The sequence below is a fragment of the Actinoallomurus oryzae genome, from assembly GCF_039541955.1.
Lineage (GTDB): Bacteria > Actinomycetota > Actinomycetes > Streptosporangiales > Streptosporangiaceae > Actinoallomurus > Actinoallomurus oryzae.
The window spans coordinates 97,402-111,403 of record NZ_BAABHF010000054.1; the positions used below are offsets into that span (position 1 = coordinate 97,402).

The 14,002-nt window shown below is 73.1% G+C and carries 13 protein-coding genes and 1 pseudogene; 3 read left to right on the forward strand and 11 right to left on the reverse strand.

What is annotated here, in order from left to right; genetic code table 11:
- Positions 1–24 precede the first annotated feature (24 nt).
- The 3 genes from ABEA10_RS43245 to ABEA10_RS43255 all read right to left on the reverse strand — a co-directional run bounded on the left by ABEA10_RS43245 (position 25) and on the right by ABEA10_RS43255 (position 2,737).
- A complete protein-coding gene (locus ABEA10_RS43245; protein WP_345474254.1) occupies positions 25–999 on the reverse strand; it encodes a helix-turn-helix transcriptional regulator in 975 nt (324 codons plus the stop codon).
- Between the two features lie 63 nt (positions 1,000–1,062).
- Positions 1,063–1,803 (reverse strand): MBL fold metallo-hydrolase, encoded by a 741-nt coding sequence (locus ABEA10_RS43250; RefSeq protein ID WP_345474256.1) that lies wholly within the window; start codon positions 1,801–1,803, stop codon positions 1,063–1,065.
- Between the two features lie 19 nt (positions 1,804–1,822).
- Entirely contained in the window at positions 1,823–2,737 is a 915-nt protein-coding gene (locus tag ABEA10_RS43255; RefSeq protein ID WP_345474258.1) for an NADP-dependent oxidoreductase, read from the reverse strand.
- A gap of 354 nt (positions 2,738–3,091) precedes the next feature.
- Here ABEA10_RS43255 and ABEA10_RS43260 point away from each other — a divergent pair.
- Positions 3,092–3,991, forward strand: a pseudogene (locus ABEA10_RS43260) (serine hydrolase domain-containing protein); the annotation flags it as partial.
- On the opposite strand, the gene ABEA10_RS43265 reads toward ABEA10_RS43260, so the two are convergent.
- Both ABEA10_RS43265 and ABEA10_RS43270 read right to left on the reverse strand, forming a co-directional pair.
- Complete coding sequence (locus tag ABEA10_RS43265) at positions 3,887–5,731, reverse strand: IS200/IS605 family accessory protein TnpB-related protein (RefSeq protein WP_345474259.1); 1,845 nt, start codon at positions 5,729–5,731, stop codon at positions 3,887–3,889. The pseudogene ABEA10_RS43260 and the gene ABEA10_RS43265 sit on opposite strands and share 105 nt — an antisense overlap.
- Before the next feature lie 529 nt (positions 5,732–6,260).
- Complete coding sequence (locus tag ABEA10_RS43270) at positions 6,261–6,833, reverse strand: TetR/AcrR family transcriptional regulator (RefSeq protein WP_345474260.1); 573 nt, start codon at positions 6,831–6,833, stop codon at positions 6,261–6,263.
- Between the two features lie 106 nt (positions 6,834–6,939).
- On the opposite strand from ABEA10_RS43270, the gene ABEA10_RS43275 reads away from it, so the two are divergent.
- Together ABEA10_RS43275 and ABEA10_RS43280 are read left to right on the forward strand one after the other, a co-directional pair.
- The gene (locus ABEA10_RS43275; RefSeq protein ID WP_345474262.1) at positions 6,940–7,374 is read left to right on the forward strand and encodes a nuclear transport factor 2 family protein; all 435 of its coding nucleotides are present in this window, start codon (positions 6,940–6,942) and stop codon (positions 7,372–7,374) included.
- Complete coding sequence (locus tag ABEA10_RS43280; RefSeq protein WP_345474264.1) at positions 7,371–7,793, forward strand: nuclear transport factor 2 family protein; 423 nt, start codon at positions 7,371–7,373, stop codon at positions 7,791–7,793. The genes ABEA10_RS43275 and ABEA10_RS43280 overlap by 4 nt, the downstream gene beginning before the upstream one ends.
- A 12-nt stretch (positions 7,794–7,805) precedes the next feature.
- On the opposite strand, the gene alc is transcribed toward ABEA10_RS43280, so the two are convergent.
- Genes alc through ABEA10_RS43310 form a run of 6 tightly spaced genes read right to left on the reverse strand, consistent with a single transcriptional unit; the run spans position 7,806 to position 13,995 of the window.
- A complete protein-coding gene (gene alc / locus ABEA10_RS43285; RefSeq protein ID WP_345474266.1) occupies positions 7,806–8,825 on the reverse strand; it encodes an allantoicase in 1,020 nt (339 codons plus the stop codon).
- Entirely contained in the window at positions 8,822–10,126 is a 1,305-nt protein-coding gene (allB, locus tag ABEA10_RS43290; RefSeq protein ID WP_345474268.1) for an allantoinase AllB, read from the reverse strand. The genes alc and allB overlap by 4 nt, the downstream gene beginning before the upstream one ends.
- Positions 10,123–11,307: a glycerate kinase gene (locus tag ABEA10_RS43295; RefSeq protein ID WP_345474270.1), complete on the reverse strand. Its 1,185-nt coding sequence runs from the start codon at positions 11,305–11,307 to the stop codon at positions 10,123–10,125. The genes allB and ABEA10_RS43295 overlap by 4 nt, the downstream gene beginning before the upstream one ends.
- Positions 11,304–12,653 carry an 8-oxoguanine deaminase gene (locus ABEA10_RS43300; RefSeq protein WP_345474272.1) on the reverse strand — a complete coding sequence of 450 codons (1,350 nt, stop codon included), beginning with the start codon at positions 12,651–12,653 and terminating at the stop codon, positions 11,304–11,306. The genes ABEA10_RS43295 and ABEA10_RS43300 overlap by 4 nt, the downstream gene beginning before the upstream one ends.
- Positions 12,650–13,120, reverse strand: a complete 471-nt coding sequence (locus tag ABEA10_RS43305; protein ID WP_329262472.1) for a (2Fe-2S)-binding protein — start codon at positions 13,118–13,120, stop codon at positions 12,650–12,652. The genes ABEA10_RS43300 and ABEA10_RS43305 overlap by 4 nt, the downstream gene beginning before the upstream one ends.
- The gene (locus ABEA10_RS43310; protein WP_345474274.1) at positions 13,120–13,995 is read right to left on the reverse strand and encodes an FAD binding domain-containing protein; all 876 of its coding nucleotides are present in this window, start codon (positions 13,993–13,995) and stop codon (positions 13,120–13,122) included. Before ABEA10_RS43310 ends, ABEA10_RS43305 begins: the two co-directional genes overlap by 1 nt.
- Between the last annotated feature and the right edge of the window lie 7 nt (positions 13,996–14,002).

Below are 14,002 nucleotides of genomic sequence, written 5' to 3' on the forward strand. Positions count from 1 at the left end.
ACGGGGGCCGTGGGGTGTCCGGGCTCAGCCGCCGTACAGGTCCAGCAGGGCCCGCGCCGAGATGATCATGCACTCGCGCAGTTCGGCCGGTTCGAGCACCTCCACCTCGCCGCCGAACCGCAACAGTTCCGAGTGGGCGTGCCGGACGGACTCGATCGGGATCACGGTGCGCACCCAGCCGGCCTCGTCGGGCTCGCCGGCGTTCTCCCGGGCCGCCTCGACCACCGCGGGCGTGAGCAGGTACGAGACGCGGCGCATCCCCTCGGGCGAGAAGCGGACGACGGCCTCGCCGCTGAACATCTCGCGGTGGAAGCGGTCGAGATAGGCACACCAGAACGCGGAGAGGTCGAAGCCGGTGGGGCGTTCGAAGACCTCGTCGAGGATCTCCAGCTCCCGGATCCGGTCGACGCGGTACGTACGGTCGCCTCCCTCCGACCGGGCGATGAGGTACCAGTTGCCCGCCTTGAGGACCAACCCGAGCGGCTCGATCGTCCGGGTGACCGGCGTCGGGGCCTTCCAGCGCCGGTACAGCATCCGGACGCGGTGCTGGTTCCACACGGCGTCGGCGACGGCGGCCAGGTGCGGCGTCGGCGCGCCGCCGTGGAACCAGCCGGGCACGTCCAGGTGGAAGCGCTCGCGTACGCGGCCGGCGCGTTCGGCCAGATGCTTGGGCAGCGCGGCCATGAGCTTCAGCTCGGCGGCGGTCAGCACGGTGCCGAGGCCCAGCTCGGCGGCGGGGCCCGGCATGCCGGCGAAGAACAGCGACTCCGCCTCCGCGGGGGTCAGGCCGGTGAGGCGGGTGCGGTAGCCGTCGAGCAGCTGGTAACCGCCGGCCGGCCCGCGGTCGGCGTAGACCGGCACGCCCGCGGCGGACAGCGACTCGACGTCCCGGTAGATCGTCCGCAGCGAGACCTCCAGTTCCTCGGCGAGCTGCTGCGCGGTCATCCGCCCGCGCGCCTGCAGAAGCAGCAGAAGAGACACCAGCCGGCTCGCGCGCATGCGCCCCAGTCTGCCCGCACCCGCCGGGTGACCCGGATCTGCCTCCCGCGGCCGGGCGGTCTCTTACGCCGAGGCCAGGCGGCGGGCGTGCTCGGTCGCCGTGGCGGCGGAGCCGTCGTGGGCCGGTCCGTGGCCGGGCAGCAGGACGTCCGCGTCGAGCCGCCCCATCGCCCGCAGGCTCGCCAGCGCCTCGTCGCGGTCGTGGTGGAAGTACCCGGGCAGCAGCTGCGGCCCCCGGGCGCGTGAGGTGGGATGGCCGGCGACGAGCGCGTCGCCGGTGAGCAGGACTCCGGCGTCCGGCAGGTGGTACGCGCAGTGGCCCGCCGTGTGGCCGGGCGTGTGCACCGGCACCGGGCGGCCGGGCAGGTCCAGCGCGGCCGGGAACGCCTGCGGCTCCGCGACGCGTACGTCCGTGAGGCCGCCCGAACGGACCGCGCGCACCGCCCACGGCAGCACGCCCGGACGCCAGGCGTTCTGCGCGATCTGGCCGACGGAGACCTGGTGGAGGAACTCACGCCGGGCGTGCGGAACCTCCTTCTCGTGCATCAGCACGGGAACGCCATATGTCGTACGGAGGTACTCCGCGGAGCCGAGGTGGTCGGAGTGCGCGTGCGTGATGAGGACGGCCGCGAGGTCCTCGGGCCGGCGCCCCACCGCGGCCAGGGAGGCGATGACCCGCTCGCGGTCGCCGGGATAGCCGGTGTCCACGAGCGTGGCCGCGTCGCCCTCGGTGAGGATGACCCAGTTGGTGTTGCTCCCGCGGGCGAGGTGCACGCCCTCACGGATCTCGGTGACGTCGTCCATGGGCCCCGATTATCGCGGTTCAGATCACGATGACGGTCTTTCCGCGCGCCCTTCCGGCGCGGCTGCGCGCCAGGGCGCCGGGCGCCTGGGAAAGTGTCACCGTGTCGCCGATGACCACCCTGACGTGCCCGGCGTCGATCTCGCGGGCGAGGCGTTCGAGGAGGTCGGCGCTCGCGGCGCTGCTGAAGTTGGCCGCCTCGACCCCCGGCAGGCCGCCGTCCGGCACCGCGAAGACCGGGCTGAGGATCGTGCCGCCGGGGCGGATCGCCGGCAGCAGCGCGCGCAGCCGATCGGTGTCGCTCGCCAGGTCGATGACGGCGTCCACCGGGGGGTCGACCTGGCCGGCGATGGGGCCCGCGGTGTGGTCGACCACCTCCATGGCGCCCAGGGCGTGCATCAGGTCGGCCTTGTCCTTCGCCGCGGTGGCGACGACGGCGATGCCGCGCGCGGAGGCGAGCTGCGTGGCGAAGGTGCCGACGCCTCCGGTGGCGCCGACCACCAGCAGCCGCCCGGCGCCGGTCGCGGCGACCCGGTCGACGAGGTTGAGCGCGGTCATACCCGCGGTGGGCACGGCGGCGGCCTCGCTCAGCGCGACCGTGCGCGGGGCCGCGGCGATCGCGTCCTGGGACGCGACGGCCAGCTCGGCGTACGATCCGCGCCCTTCCTCGACCTCGGCGAACTGCCCGAAGACCGCGTCGCCCGGCTGGAAGCCGGTGACGTCGGCGCCGACCCTCTCGACGGTGCCCGCGCCGTCGGTGCCGATGATCAGCGGGAACCTCGCGTCCGGGACGATACCGTCGATGACCTTCCAGTCGAACGGGTTCAGCCCGGCGGCGGTCAGCCGCACCAGCACCTCGCCGGGGCCGGGCGCGGGCACCGGCTGGTCGGTCACCTCGGGCTCGGCTCCGAAGCCGGTCACGGTGACAGCGCGCATGCATCCCCCCGAAACGTCAACGCGGACGGTCCATACCCCTGGCCGTCGAGGCTCATCCCCCGGAATCGGCCCATGATCCCACTTTCCGCGACCACGGGTAGCCTGCCGGACGTGGCGGTGGAGGATTCTTGGGACGTTCGTACGGTGCGGGCGCCAGGCTGCGGGGGAACCATGGTGAATGTGCGTGTCGGTCGATCCGCCGTCGCGGTGTGCGCGGTCCTCACCGCGGCCGTGGGCTGCAGCGGCTCCGGCGGCGGGGGTGGCACGGCCACCCCGCCCGCCGCCCGCCGGGCGCACGCCCCGGACCCGCTGGCCACCTCTCCCGCTCCCCCGGGTGACAAGACGGGGGCGGCGATGACGTCCTATCTCAAGGGGCTCGCGGCCGACAAGAAGTTCACCGGCGCGGCGATCGTGGTCCGCCACGGGCAGGTGCTGACGCGTTTCGCCGCCGGGAAGGCCGACGAGGCCAAGAACATCCCGAACCGCCCGGACACGATCTTCCGCCTCGCCTCGGTGAGCAAGCAGTTCACGGCGATGCTGGTGCTCAAGCAGCGTGACCGGGGCCGGCTGCGGCTGAGCGACAAGATCTGCCCGTACCTCGTGCCCACGTACGTGAAGTCGTGCCCGAAGGCATGGAAGTCCATCACGATCAAGGAGATCCTCAACCACACATCCGGGATCCCCGACATCTCCGAAATGCCGGACTTCTTCCCCAAGCTGTCGAAGCCCACGACGACTCAGGAGATCATCCGGCGGTTCGAGCACAAGCCGCTCGACTTCAAGCCCGGCACGAACTGGAAGTACAGCAACTCCGGCTACATCCTCGCCGGCGCGATCGTCGAGAAGGTCGCCAAGAAGCCGTTCGGCACCGTCCTGCACGACGACATCACCGGCCCCCTCGGGCTCGACCACACCGGTTACACCAACGGCTACCCGCCCGCCGGGTACGCCAAGGGCTACCTCAAGCTCGGCGACCCGGCGCCGCCGATCAACGGCTCCCAGGCGAACGCCGCGGGCGGGGTGTACTCCAACGTGGACGACCTCAGCCGCTGGGACCGGGCGTTCGGCGCCGACAAGGTCGCGCCCGCCGCGACGGTCAAGGAGGCGCTCAGCCCGCAGGCGCCCTGCCCGTCGGGCGGCTGCCTCGACTCACCCTCCAGCGCGTACGGCTTCGGCTGGCTCATCGACAAGCTGAAGGGCCACCGCTACGTCTACCATCCGGGTCTGCTGCAGGGGTACCACACGAGTAACGGCTACCTGCCCGACGACGACATCGCGGTCGTCGTGCTCAGCAACGTCCAGACCACCGACGTCAACGGCATCAACCGCCACCTCGCCACGATGGCCCTTTCCGACTGACCGTTCCTGAAGACTGAGCATGAGTGGTGTGTGCTCAGTCGGACGCCCCGAACGGTGTTGGGTGTCCTGGTTCCCCGTGTTCGCTACGCGTGCGGGCGGCGCGGATCGTGTCCGTGGTCCGGGTACGCGTGGGCGGGGTTCCTCACGCTCCGGGGTTGCCGGTGCGGCCTGGACGGTCCGATGCCCCGCACGATCGCTCTGGTCGTGCGGGGGCGGTGCCGTCCGTCGCCGGATCGGGTGTCCCAGGGCGCGTCGTCCGATCGCCACGCTCGCGGCCTCATGGCGAGTGGCGGGGCGTCGGGGGGTGGTGAGAGGCTTTTGCCAGTGCTGGGCTCCCCACTTGGAGGTGTAGGCGGGGTCGACGGCGACAATGGTGATGCCGAGTTCGGCCGCCATCGCGACCAGCCGGGCCCGCAGCTGGGAGACGGGCATGCCGGAGATCAGGCGGCGGAACCGCTTCCGCCGCCCGTGTTTCTCCCGGGTCTTCTCCGCGTCGAAGTCCAAGTTTTCGATCGCGATGGCCAGGCTGTGGCGTTGGGCCCAGTGCAGCAGACGAGTGAGGGCGTGGCGGACCTGGGCGTCACGATGGCCGCTGGTGCCGGACAGATCGTAGTCGAAGCGGCGCGGCTCGCCTACAGGGTTGCCGTGTTGGTCCAGTCGCCAGGCGGCGAGGTGGTCGGCGTTGGTGTCTACGCCGATCAGGCCACCGGCACGGGCAGCCTCCAAAGGGAGGGTCTTGACCGGCGGGATGGTCCAGGAAGCGGTCAGGTACCAGCGTCCACGGTCGAGGTCTTCGTGGACGCGGTAGGCGACCGCCCGGTTCCCGCTCACCCGGTCACGCCACTGGTCACCCCGATGCGCGAACGACACCTTCGCGGCCAGAACGTACCGGCCATGGCCTGCGTTCGCCAGATGATCCAACGGGGCAGGCAGCTTGAGGGAAACCTCACCGTCGGGCGTGACGCGGATCGTCTCATTCCCGTACCGCTTTCCGCTCTCCCCGTCCGCCTGCAGAAAACGGCGTTTGGCCTGCCACCGCGCACGCCATTCGGTCTCGGTAAGCTGAGCGACATCCAGGTTGTGCCGGTTACCCAACAGCCGCTTACCACCACGCACGACACGAACCCGCCCCGCGTCGTAATCGGCCCGCGCCCGCTCAAGCCGATCCTGAAGCAGATACAGCCGCCGGGATTTGACGAACCACTCCTCGCGAGAGTGGTAGCCGCCTGGGGCCTTCTTGGAGCCTTTCGACCCGACCGGCAACGACAGCCGGTGCGTGGTCGTGGCTACCGCCGCTTGGAGATCATGAATGTGGGCGAGCTGGGAACGCCGCGCCAACGCCCACTGGTCATGGTTCGCTTTGGTGATCGCACCGGCCCACCGTGAGGACGACTCCACGGTCAAGACCCGCTTCCGCTCCGCCCACAGGTCACTGTCATGCTCTGTTCCGGCAGCGCAGCGGGCCTTAAGATCCTTGCCGGCCAGGGAGCCGAGGTGGTCACCCACCAGCCGCAACACCTTCTCATCCTGCGGCGTGAGGTCCTTGAACCGATCCCGGATCGCCACACCCGAGGGACCGGGAGCGACGAACGGCGAATCAATCCGCCGCAACGGCCCCTCGCCCGCCTCGACCACGGCCGACCGCCTCCCCACGTCACCACATCACCGAATCAAAGCAACGCGAAGTATGCAACGAATCACAGTCCGTGTCCGCCTATTCGTCCAGATGCAAGGCGCCCGAACGTTCAACCCCCTAGCCGTCAAGGCCGCCAGCAAGGCCACGCCCGCCCTACCTCGGCCTGACCTCGATCAGGCGACCCAACACCACTAACAACCTCACGCACAGTTACGCACGTTCATTCGAGCACAGTCCATAACCCGCCCCGTGACGGGACTGCGATCGTCGCCCCGCTCGGCTACGACGAGATCACCGAGGAGGAGCGGCCGAGGGCACGGCGGCCCATCCGCGACCCAACTTCAAACGCGAGATCCTCAAGGCCTTCACCCAGGAGATGGCGCACCGCCCGGACAGCACGTTCGGGCACCGTGAACGCCGATGTGCTGACCCAGTGCCTGCCGGCCAGACCCGCGGCGACTTCGTCGAGACCATCCTGAACTCCAAGTGGAGCGCGTGACGGACCGAGCCCGCCTCAGGGCCCGTCGGCTAACGATGCGCGCGGAGGCCGTCGAAGACGACGTTCAGGGCGCGGTCGCGGACCTCGCCGTGGGCGCGTTCGGCGGCCTGTGAGGCGCCGACCAGCAGCGCCATCACCTCCGGCAGGCCCACGTCGCCGCGGACCGCCCCGGCGTCCTGGGCGCGGGACAGCAGTGTGGCGAGAGCCTGCTTCAGCCCCTGCCCGCTCTCCGGCACGTCCACGCCCGCCTCCGTCAGCGCGGCCGAAAGGGCGTTCTTGGTCGCGGCATAACCGACCACGCGGGTGAAGTACGTGAAGAACGCCGCTCCCGGGTCCTCGGCGGAGGTCAGCGCCTCGGCCTCCTCGGCCAGTTTGCACAGGCGGGAGACGTACACCGCCTCCAGGAGCGCCTCCTTGGTCGGGAAGTGCCGGAAGACCGTGCCGATGCCCACGCCCGCGGCGCGCGCGACCTCCTCGGTGGAGGCGGTCGTCCCGCGCGCGTCGAACACCTCCTCCGCGGCCTCCAGAACCTTGAGCCGGTTGCGCAACGCGTCGGCGCGCAGCGGCCGGCCGGTCCGCGGCTGGGGCTGCGGCCGTGTCACCGCGACTCTCTCATTGACAAGTGGAGTCTCCACTCCGTATGGTCCGGGACTTATCGGAGCGATCACTCCGATTCTGGGCTCTTTCTCGTACACCAAGGAGTTTCCCATGTCCGAAACCAGTCCACGTGCGGTGTTCGAACGCCTCAGCCGGGGCATCTCGGAGGGGCGCTGGCACGACCTCGCCGACCTGTACGCCGAGGACGCCGTGGTCGAGCAGCCCTTCGTGTCCGCCTCGCCCGGCCGCATCGAGGGCCGCGAGACCATCCGCGCGCACTTCGCCGGCGCCGCCGCCATGGGCCTGCGCCTCGTCGCGCACCACGTGGTGATCCACGAGACGACCGACCCGGAGGTCGTCGTGGCGGAGTTCGACTACGAGATCACCGGCAGCGAGGGCACCACGACCGCCGCCAACATCCAGGTGCTCCGCGTCCGCGACGGCCTGATCACCGCCTCCCGCGACTACCACGACCACCTGGCGATCGCCCGCATGACCGGCGGCCTGGCCGCCCTGGTCGAGGCGGCCGGCGGTGAGGCGGCGTGACGCCGCGCGAGGTCTTCGAGCGCGTCATCGACGGAGTGACGCACGGCCGGTGGGCGGAACTGCCCGCCCTCTACGCCGAGGACGCCTTCGTGACCCATCCGTTCGCCCCCGCCGGTGAGCCGCTGATCGGCCGCGAGGCGCTCCGGCGGCACTTCGCGGCGGGTGCCGGGACGGGCGTCACGATGACCGCGCGCGACGTCGTCGTGCACGAGACGGCCGACCCTGAGGTGATCATCGGTGAGTTCGCGTACGAGGGCCGGGTCACCGCGACCGGCCGGCGGTTCACCGTGCCGAACGTCTTCGTCATGCGCGTACGCGACGGTCTGATCGTCGAGTCCCGCGACTACGCCGACCACGTGGCCTTCGCCGCCGCCACCGGACGGCTCGGCTCGCTGGTCGCCGAGGATCGGTGGCTCTGAGACGGGCCCTCGTCAGCGCCGGGCCCGCCAGCGGCCGAGCAGCTCGCGTTCGCCGTCGGCGGTCAGCGAGCCGTGCAGCCGTACGCGGGCGAGGCCGCCGTCGGGGTAGATGTCGACGCGGGCGTGCGTGATCGGACGGCCGGCCTCGACGCGGAAGCGGTGCGCGGTGTCGGGCTGCAGCCGGGTGCGCGGCAGCACGTCGAACCAGGCCGCCTCGTCCTCCAGCGACGCCGTACGCGCGTCCGCGCCGCGGATCCGCGCCTCCGCCGGCGCGTTGAAGCGCAGGTTCGCGGTGTCCAGCTCGGCCAGCTCGACGACGCCCGGGCCGGCCAGGCGGAGAATGACCCAGTCGTTGCCCTCGTCGCGGCGGCGGGCGGTCTCCCAGCCCTCGGCCTGGTGCCGCGCGAGGCCCGGCATGATGAGGTTCGCCGGCGAGGAGTAGAACATGTCGGAGCAGCCGACGACGGCGGCGCCGTTGGCGAGCGCGGCGAGGTCGACGGTCAGCCCGGTGAGCAGCCGCGGGTCCGGCACGACCTCACCGTGCACCCGCAGCCGGGCCACGCCACCGTCGGGGAAGATGTTCAAACGCACGTGGGTGAAGCGCCGCTCGTCCGCGACCGCGAACTCCCGCGCCGCGTCGCCGGTCAACGGGCTCCTGGGCACGATCTCGGTCCAGCCGGACAGCTCTTCGACGGACGGGTACCCCTCGGCCGCGCACGCCTCCACCATCGCCTGCGGCGGGTAGTTGCCCTTGAACCAGGCGGTGTCGACGACCACGCCACGGATCACGCCCGGCAGGCCGAGCCGGACGACCGCCCAGTCGTGGCCCGGCGAGCGGCGCCGCCGGGTCTCCCAGCCGTCGTACTCCTGGCCCTTGGCGCCGAAGGTCTGCTCGCGGAAGCCGGCCGGCCCGGGGTTGAGGAGGTTCTCCTTGGGCGCGAACGACTCGTCGCTCGCCGCCATCACCGTGCCGCCGAGCGTGCGCAGGGCAAGGTCCGGCAGGTCGGTGAAGATCTCGCTCCGCTCGGTCATGGGCGCCTCCGCAGCAGCCGGCCGTGCCCGGGCGCCTCGCCGCGCAGCCACACCCTCTCCACCGCGCCGGTCAGGGTCGTCCCCGCGTACGGCGTGACGGGGTGCCGCTGGCGCAGCGCGCCGGGGTCGACGACGAACGTCCGGTCCGGGGCGAAGGCGACGAGGTCGGCGTCGTACCCCTCCGCGATGCGTCCCTTGCCGGTGAGCCCGGTCAGCTCCGCCGGGCCGGCGGCCATCCAGCGCGCGACGTCGGGCAGGCCGTGGCCGCGGGCGCGCGCCCCGGTCCAGATCACCGGCAGGCCGAGCTGCAGCGAGGAGATCCCGCCCCAGGCGGTGTCGAAACCGCCCTTCTTCAGCTCCGGCACGCACGGCGAGTGGTCGGAGACGACGCAGCCGATCAGGCCGTCCGCCAGGCCGCGCCACAGCTCCTCGCGGTTCCGCGCGTCCCGGATCGGCGGGCAGCACTTGTACTCGGTGCCGCCATCGGGCACCTGCTCCGCGGTGAGCGTGAGGTAGTGCGGGCAGGTCTCGGCGCTGATCCGCGCGCCGCGGGCCCGCCACTCGGCCAGCAGCGGCAGCGACCCGGCGTCGGACAGGTGCACGATGTGCGCGCGGCAGCCGGTCTCGGCGGCGAGCCGGGCGACCCGCGCGATCGCCGCCCCCTCCGCCTCCGGCGGCCGGGACGCCAGGAACTCCGCGTACCCGGGCCCGTCGGGCTCCGACAGGTGCCCGGGATCCTCGGCGTGCGCGATCAGCAGCCCGCCGAAGCCCGCGATCTCCGTCATGGCCTCGCGCAGCCCCGCCTCGTCCAGCGCGGGGAACTCCTCGACGCCCGACGGCGACAGGAAACACTTGAAGCCGTACACGCCCGCGTCGTGCAACGCGCGCAGCTCCGCCCGGTTGCCCGGGACCGCCCCGCCCCAGAATCCGACGTCGACCGCGCAGCTCCCCTCGGCGGCGGCCCGCTTGACCGCGAGGGCGCCGGCGGTGACGGTCGGCGGCAGCGCGTTCAGCGGCATGTCGACGATCGTGGTCACCCCGCCGGCCGCCGCGGCCCGCGTCGCGGTGGCGAACCCCTCCCACTCCGTCCGGCCCGGCTCGTTGACGTGCACGTGGCTGTCGACCAGGCCGGGCAGCAGCGCGCGGTCGCCGAGGTCGACGTCCTCCCGGGCGGTGAGCGGCGCGTCGTACGCGGCCACCGCGGCGATCCGGCCCTCGCGCACCGCGACGGCCGCCGGCCGCTCCCCGTCCGGCAGGACCGCACGACGGGAACGGACGACCAGGTCGTACCCCTGGGTCACGGCATCACGGCGGTGTCGTCGCGCAGGTCGTCCAGCCAGAGCCGGCCGACCCGCTCGGCGAGGCGTTCGAGCAGGGGACCCGCCTCCCGCATGCACCGGGCGGGGTCGGGCTCGAGGTCGGTGAGGGCGTACGCGCCGAGGAAGCCGGCGGCCCGCAGCTCCTCCTCCGACAGCGTGCTGCGCCCGGCGACGGCCAGCACCGGCACACCGGCACCCGCCGCCGCCCGCGCGACGCCCGCCGGGGCCTTGCCGCGCAGCGTCTGGTGGTCCAGCGCGCCCTCGCCGGTGATGACGAGACGCGCGTCCGCGAGATGATCGGAGAAGCCGAGCAGGTCGAGCAGGTACGTGATGCCGGGCTCGACGGTCGCGGAGCAGAACGCCATCGCGCCGAACCCCGCACCGCCCGCCGCGCCGGCGCCGGGCCGCTCCGCCGCGCTCACGCCGAGGTCGCGGCGGACCACCGCGTCGAGCCGGGTCAGGGCCTGTTCCAGCAGGTCCACGTCGCGGGGCCCGGCGCCCTTCTGCGGCCCGAACACGTGCGCGGCGCCGTCCGGCCCGAGCAGCGGGCTGTCCACATCGCTCGCGACCACCACGGTGACGCCGCGCATCCGCTCGCGCAGCGCGGTGGCGTCGACGCGGTCGAGGTCCCGCAGCGCGGCACCGCCCGGCGACAGTTCCCGCCCGTCCGCGTCGAGCAGGCGGGCGCCGAGCGCGGCCGCCATGCCCGCGCCGCCGTCCGTGCAGGCGCTGCCGCCCAGGCCGAGCACCACGCGCCGTGCGCCCCGGCGTACGGCGTCGCCGATCAGCTCTCCGGTGCCCCGGCTGGAGGCGGTCAGCGGCGCGAGCCGGCCGCCGGGCAGGTGCCGCAGGCCGGACGCCTCGGCCAGCTCCACCACCGCCACGTCGCCGCGGACGGCGTAGGAGGCCGTGACCGGGTCACCGGTCGGGCCGCTCACCTCCGCGCGCACCCGCGCGAAGCCGGCCGCGACCGCCGCGTCCACCGTGCCGTCCCCGCCGTCGGCCACGGGCAGCTCCAGGAGGGGCACCTCCGGCCGGGCGCGCCGCAGCCCCGCGCCGATGCGCCGCGCCACCTCCGGCGCGCCGAGCGACCCCTTGAACTTGTCCGGTGCGATTAGCACGACCTGGCCCGTCCCCGGGAGCATGTGCCGTCCGTCGCTCACCTACGGTCTCCGATCAGCCGGCGGCGGGCCCGTACGCCCGCCTGCGCGGGGTCCGCCGTGGTGGTGCGCAGCTCTCCGCGCTCGACCACCGTACGACCGCCGACGAGCAGCAGGTCGAGCGGCGGCGCGGGGCCGAAGACGAGGGCGCAGACCGGGTCCTCGACGGCCGCGCGGTAGCCGTCGACGCGCCACACGGCCAGGTCGGCGAGCTTGCCGGGTTCGAGGGTGCCGATCTGGTCCTGCCGGCCGAGGCACGCCGCGCCGCCGAGGGTGCCCAGCTCCAGCGCCTGCCGGGCGGTGAGCGCCGCGGGCCCGCGCACCGCGCGCTGGAACAGCAGGGCCTGGCGCATCTCTCCGGCCAGGGAGGTCAGCTCGCTGGAGGCGGAGCCGTCCACGCCGAGGCCGACCGGTGCGCCCGCCGCCAGCAGCTCGCTCACCCGGGCGACGCCCGAGCCGAGCCGCCCGTTGGAGGTCGGGCAGTGCGCGGTGCCGGTGCCGGTCGCGGCGAACCGCCGGATGTCGGCGTCGTGCAGGTGCACGCAGTGCGCGAACCAGACGTCGGGGCCGAGCCAGCCGAGCTTTTCCATGTACTCGCCGGGCGTGCACCCGAACTGCTCCCGGCAGTGTTCCTCCTCGTCGAGGGTCTCGGCGAGGTGGGTGTGCAGGCGCACGCCCTTGCGGCGGGCGAGGGCGGCGGCCTCGCTCATCAGCTCCTCGGTCACCGAGAACGGCGAGCACGGGGCGACGGCCACGCGCAGCATGGAGGAGAACGACGGGTCGTGGTAGGTGTCGATGGCCGCCTCGGTGGCCACGAGGATCTGCTCGCGGTCCTCGACGATCTCGTCCGGCGGCAGGCCGCCGTCGGAGCGGCCCCGGTCCATCGAGCCCCGCGTCGGGTGGAAGCGGACGTGCAGCTCCCGCGCCGCGCGCACCTCGGCGTCGAACAGGTCGCCCCGGCCCCGGGGGAACACGTAGTGGTGGTCGGTGGTGGTCGTGCAGCCGCCGAGCGCCAGCCAGCCGAGCCCGGCGGTGGCCGCGTCGTACACGACCTCCGCGTCGATCCCGGCCCACGTGTCGTACAGCCCGGTGAGCCAGTCGAACAGCGTGGCGTCCTGGAAGAGCCCCTGCGTGGCCCACTGGTAGAGGTGGTGGTGGGTGTTGACCAGGCCGGGCGTCACCAGGCAGCCGGTCGCGTCGATCCGGCGTGCCGCGCCGGTCAGGGGCGCCGGGCCGGCGCCGACGGCGGTGATCCGATCGCCCTCGACCACCACGTGGCCGCCCGCGATCTCCGGACCGCGCACCGGCGCGACGTGGGCGTTCTCGATGACGATCGCGCCGTCCGTCATGTTCCCGCCTTCCGCGCCGCCGCGAGCCGTACGGCGTCGAGAATCTTCTCATAACCGGTACAACGGCACAGATTGCCGGCCAGCGCCTCGCGGATCTCCGCGTCCGACGGGTCCGGACGGCGTTCGAGCAGGTCGTGTGCCTGGACCAGCAGGCCCGGCGTGCAGAATCCGCACTGCACCGCGCCCGCGTCCACGAACGCCTGCTGGATCGGCGCCAGCCGGTCGCCCTCGGCGAGACCCTCGACCGTACGGACCTGACGGCCCTGCGCCTGGCCGGCGGCGACGAGGCACGCGCACACCGGGGCGCCGTCGAGGTAGACCGTGCACGAGCCGCATTCGCCCTGTTCACAGGCGTTCTTCGAACCGGGCAGGCCCATGCGCTCACGCAGGACGTACAGCAGGCTCTCGCCCTCCCAGACGCCGTCCACGGTCTCGCGCGAGCCGTTGACCGTGAAGCTCACCCGCATCACGCGGCCCCCCTTCCGGGATCCTCATGTGGCGCGCGGTGGTCGCGCCACGCCCAGGTCAGCGTGCGGCGCGCCATCACCGCGAGCGCGTGCCGGCGGTAGGCGGCGGTGCCGCGCACGTCGTCGATCGGCGTGGCCGCGGCCCCGACGAGCTCGCCGAACTCCCGCGCCACGGACTCGTCCAGCGGCGCGTCCCAGTCGAGCTCGCGGGCCAGGAAGTCCTCGGCGGCGGTCGCCCGGATCGGCGTGGGCGCGGCGGAGCCGATGCCGGTGCCGACCCGGCGCTCCCCCGGGTGCAGCGCGAGGGCGAACGAACAGACCGCGATCACCATGGCGTTCCGCGTGCCGATCTTGGAGAAGTACTGCGGGCCCGTGGCGGGTGCCAGCCAGAACGCGCGGATCAGCTCGTCGGGCTCCAGCGCGCTCCGCTTGACGCCCCGGTAGAAGTCGGTCGCCGCGATCATGCGGATGCCGCGCCGCGACTCGGCCTCCACCACGGCGTCGCCGGCGAGCAGCGGCGGATGGCCGTCGCCGGCCGGGGAGGCGGCGCCCAGGTTGCCGCCGACCGTGCCGCGGTTGCGGATCTGCGGCGACCCCACGGTACGGGCCGCCTGGGCCAGGCCGGGCAGGCGGTCGCCGAGCTCGCCGATGATCCGCGCGTACGTCACGCCGGCGCCGATCCGCAGCCGGTCCCCGGCCTGCTCCCAGCGGTCCAGTCCGGCGACCCGGCCCAGGTCGAGCAGGTACTCCGGGCGGCGGACGTCGAAGTTCAGCTCGACCATGACGTCGGTGCCGCCCTGGATCGGGACGGCCTCCGGGTGCTCGGCCTTCGCGGCGAGCGCCTCATCCCAGGTCGTGGGCTGCAGGAATTCCATGGCGGCT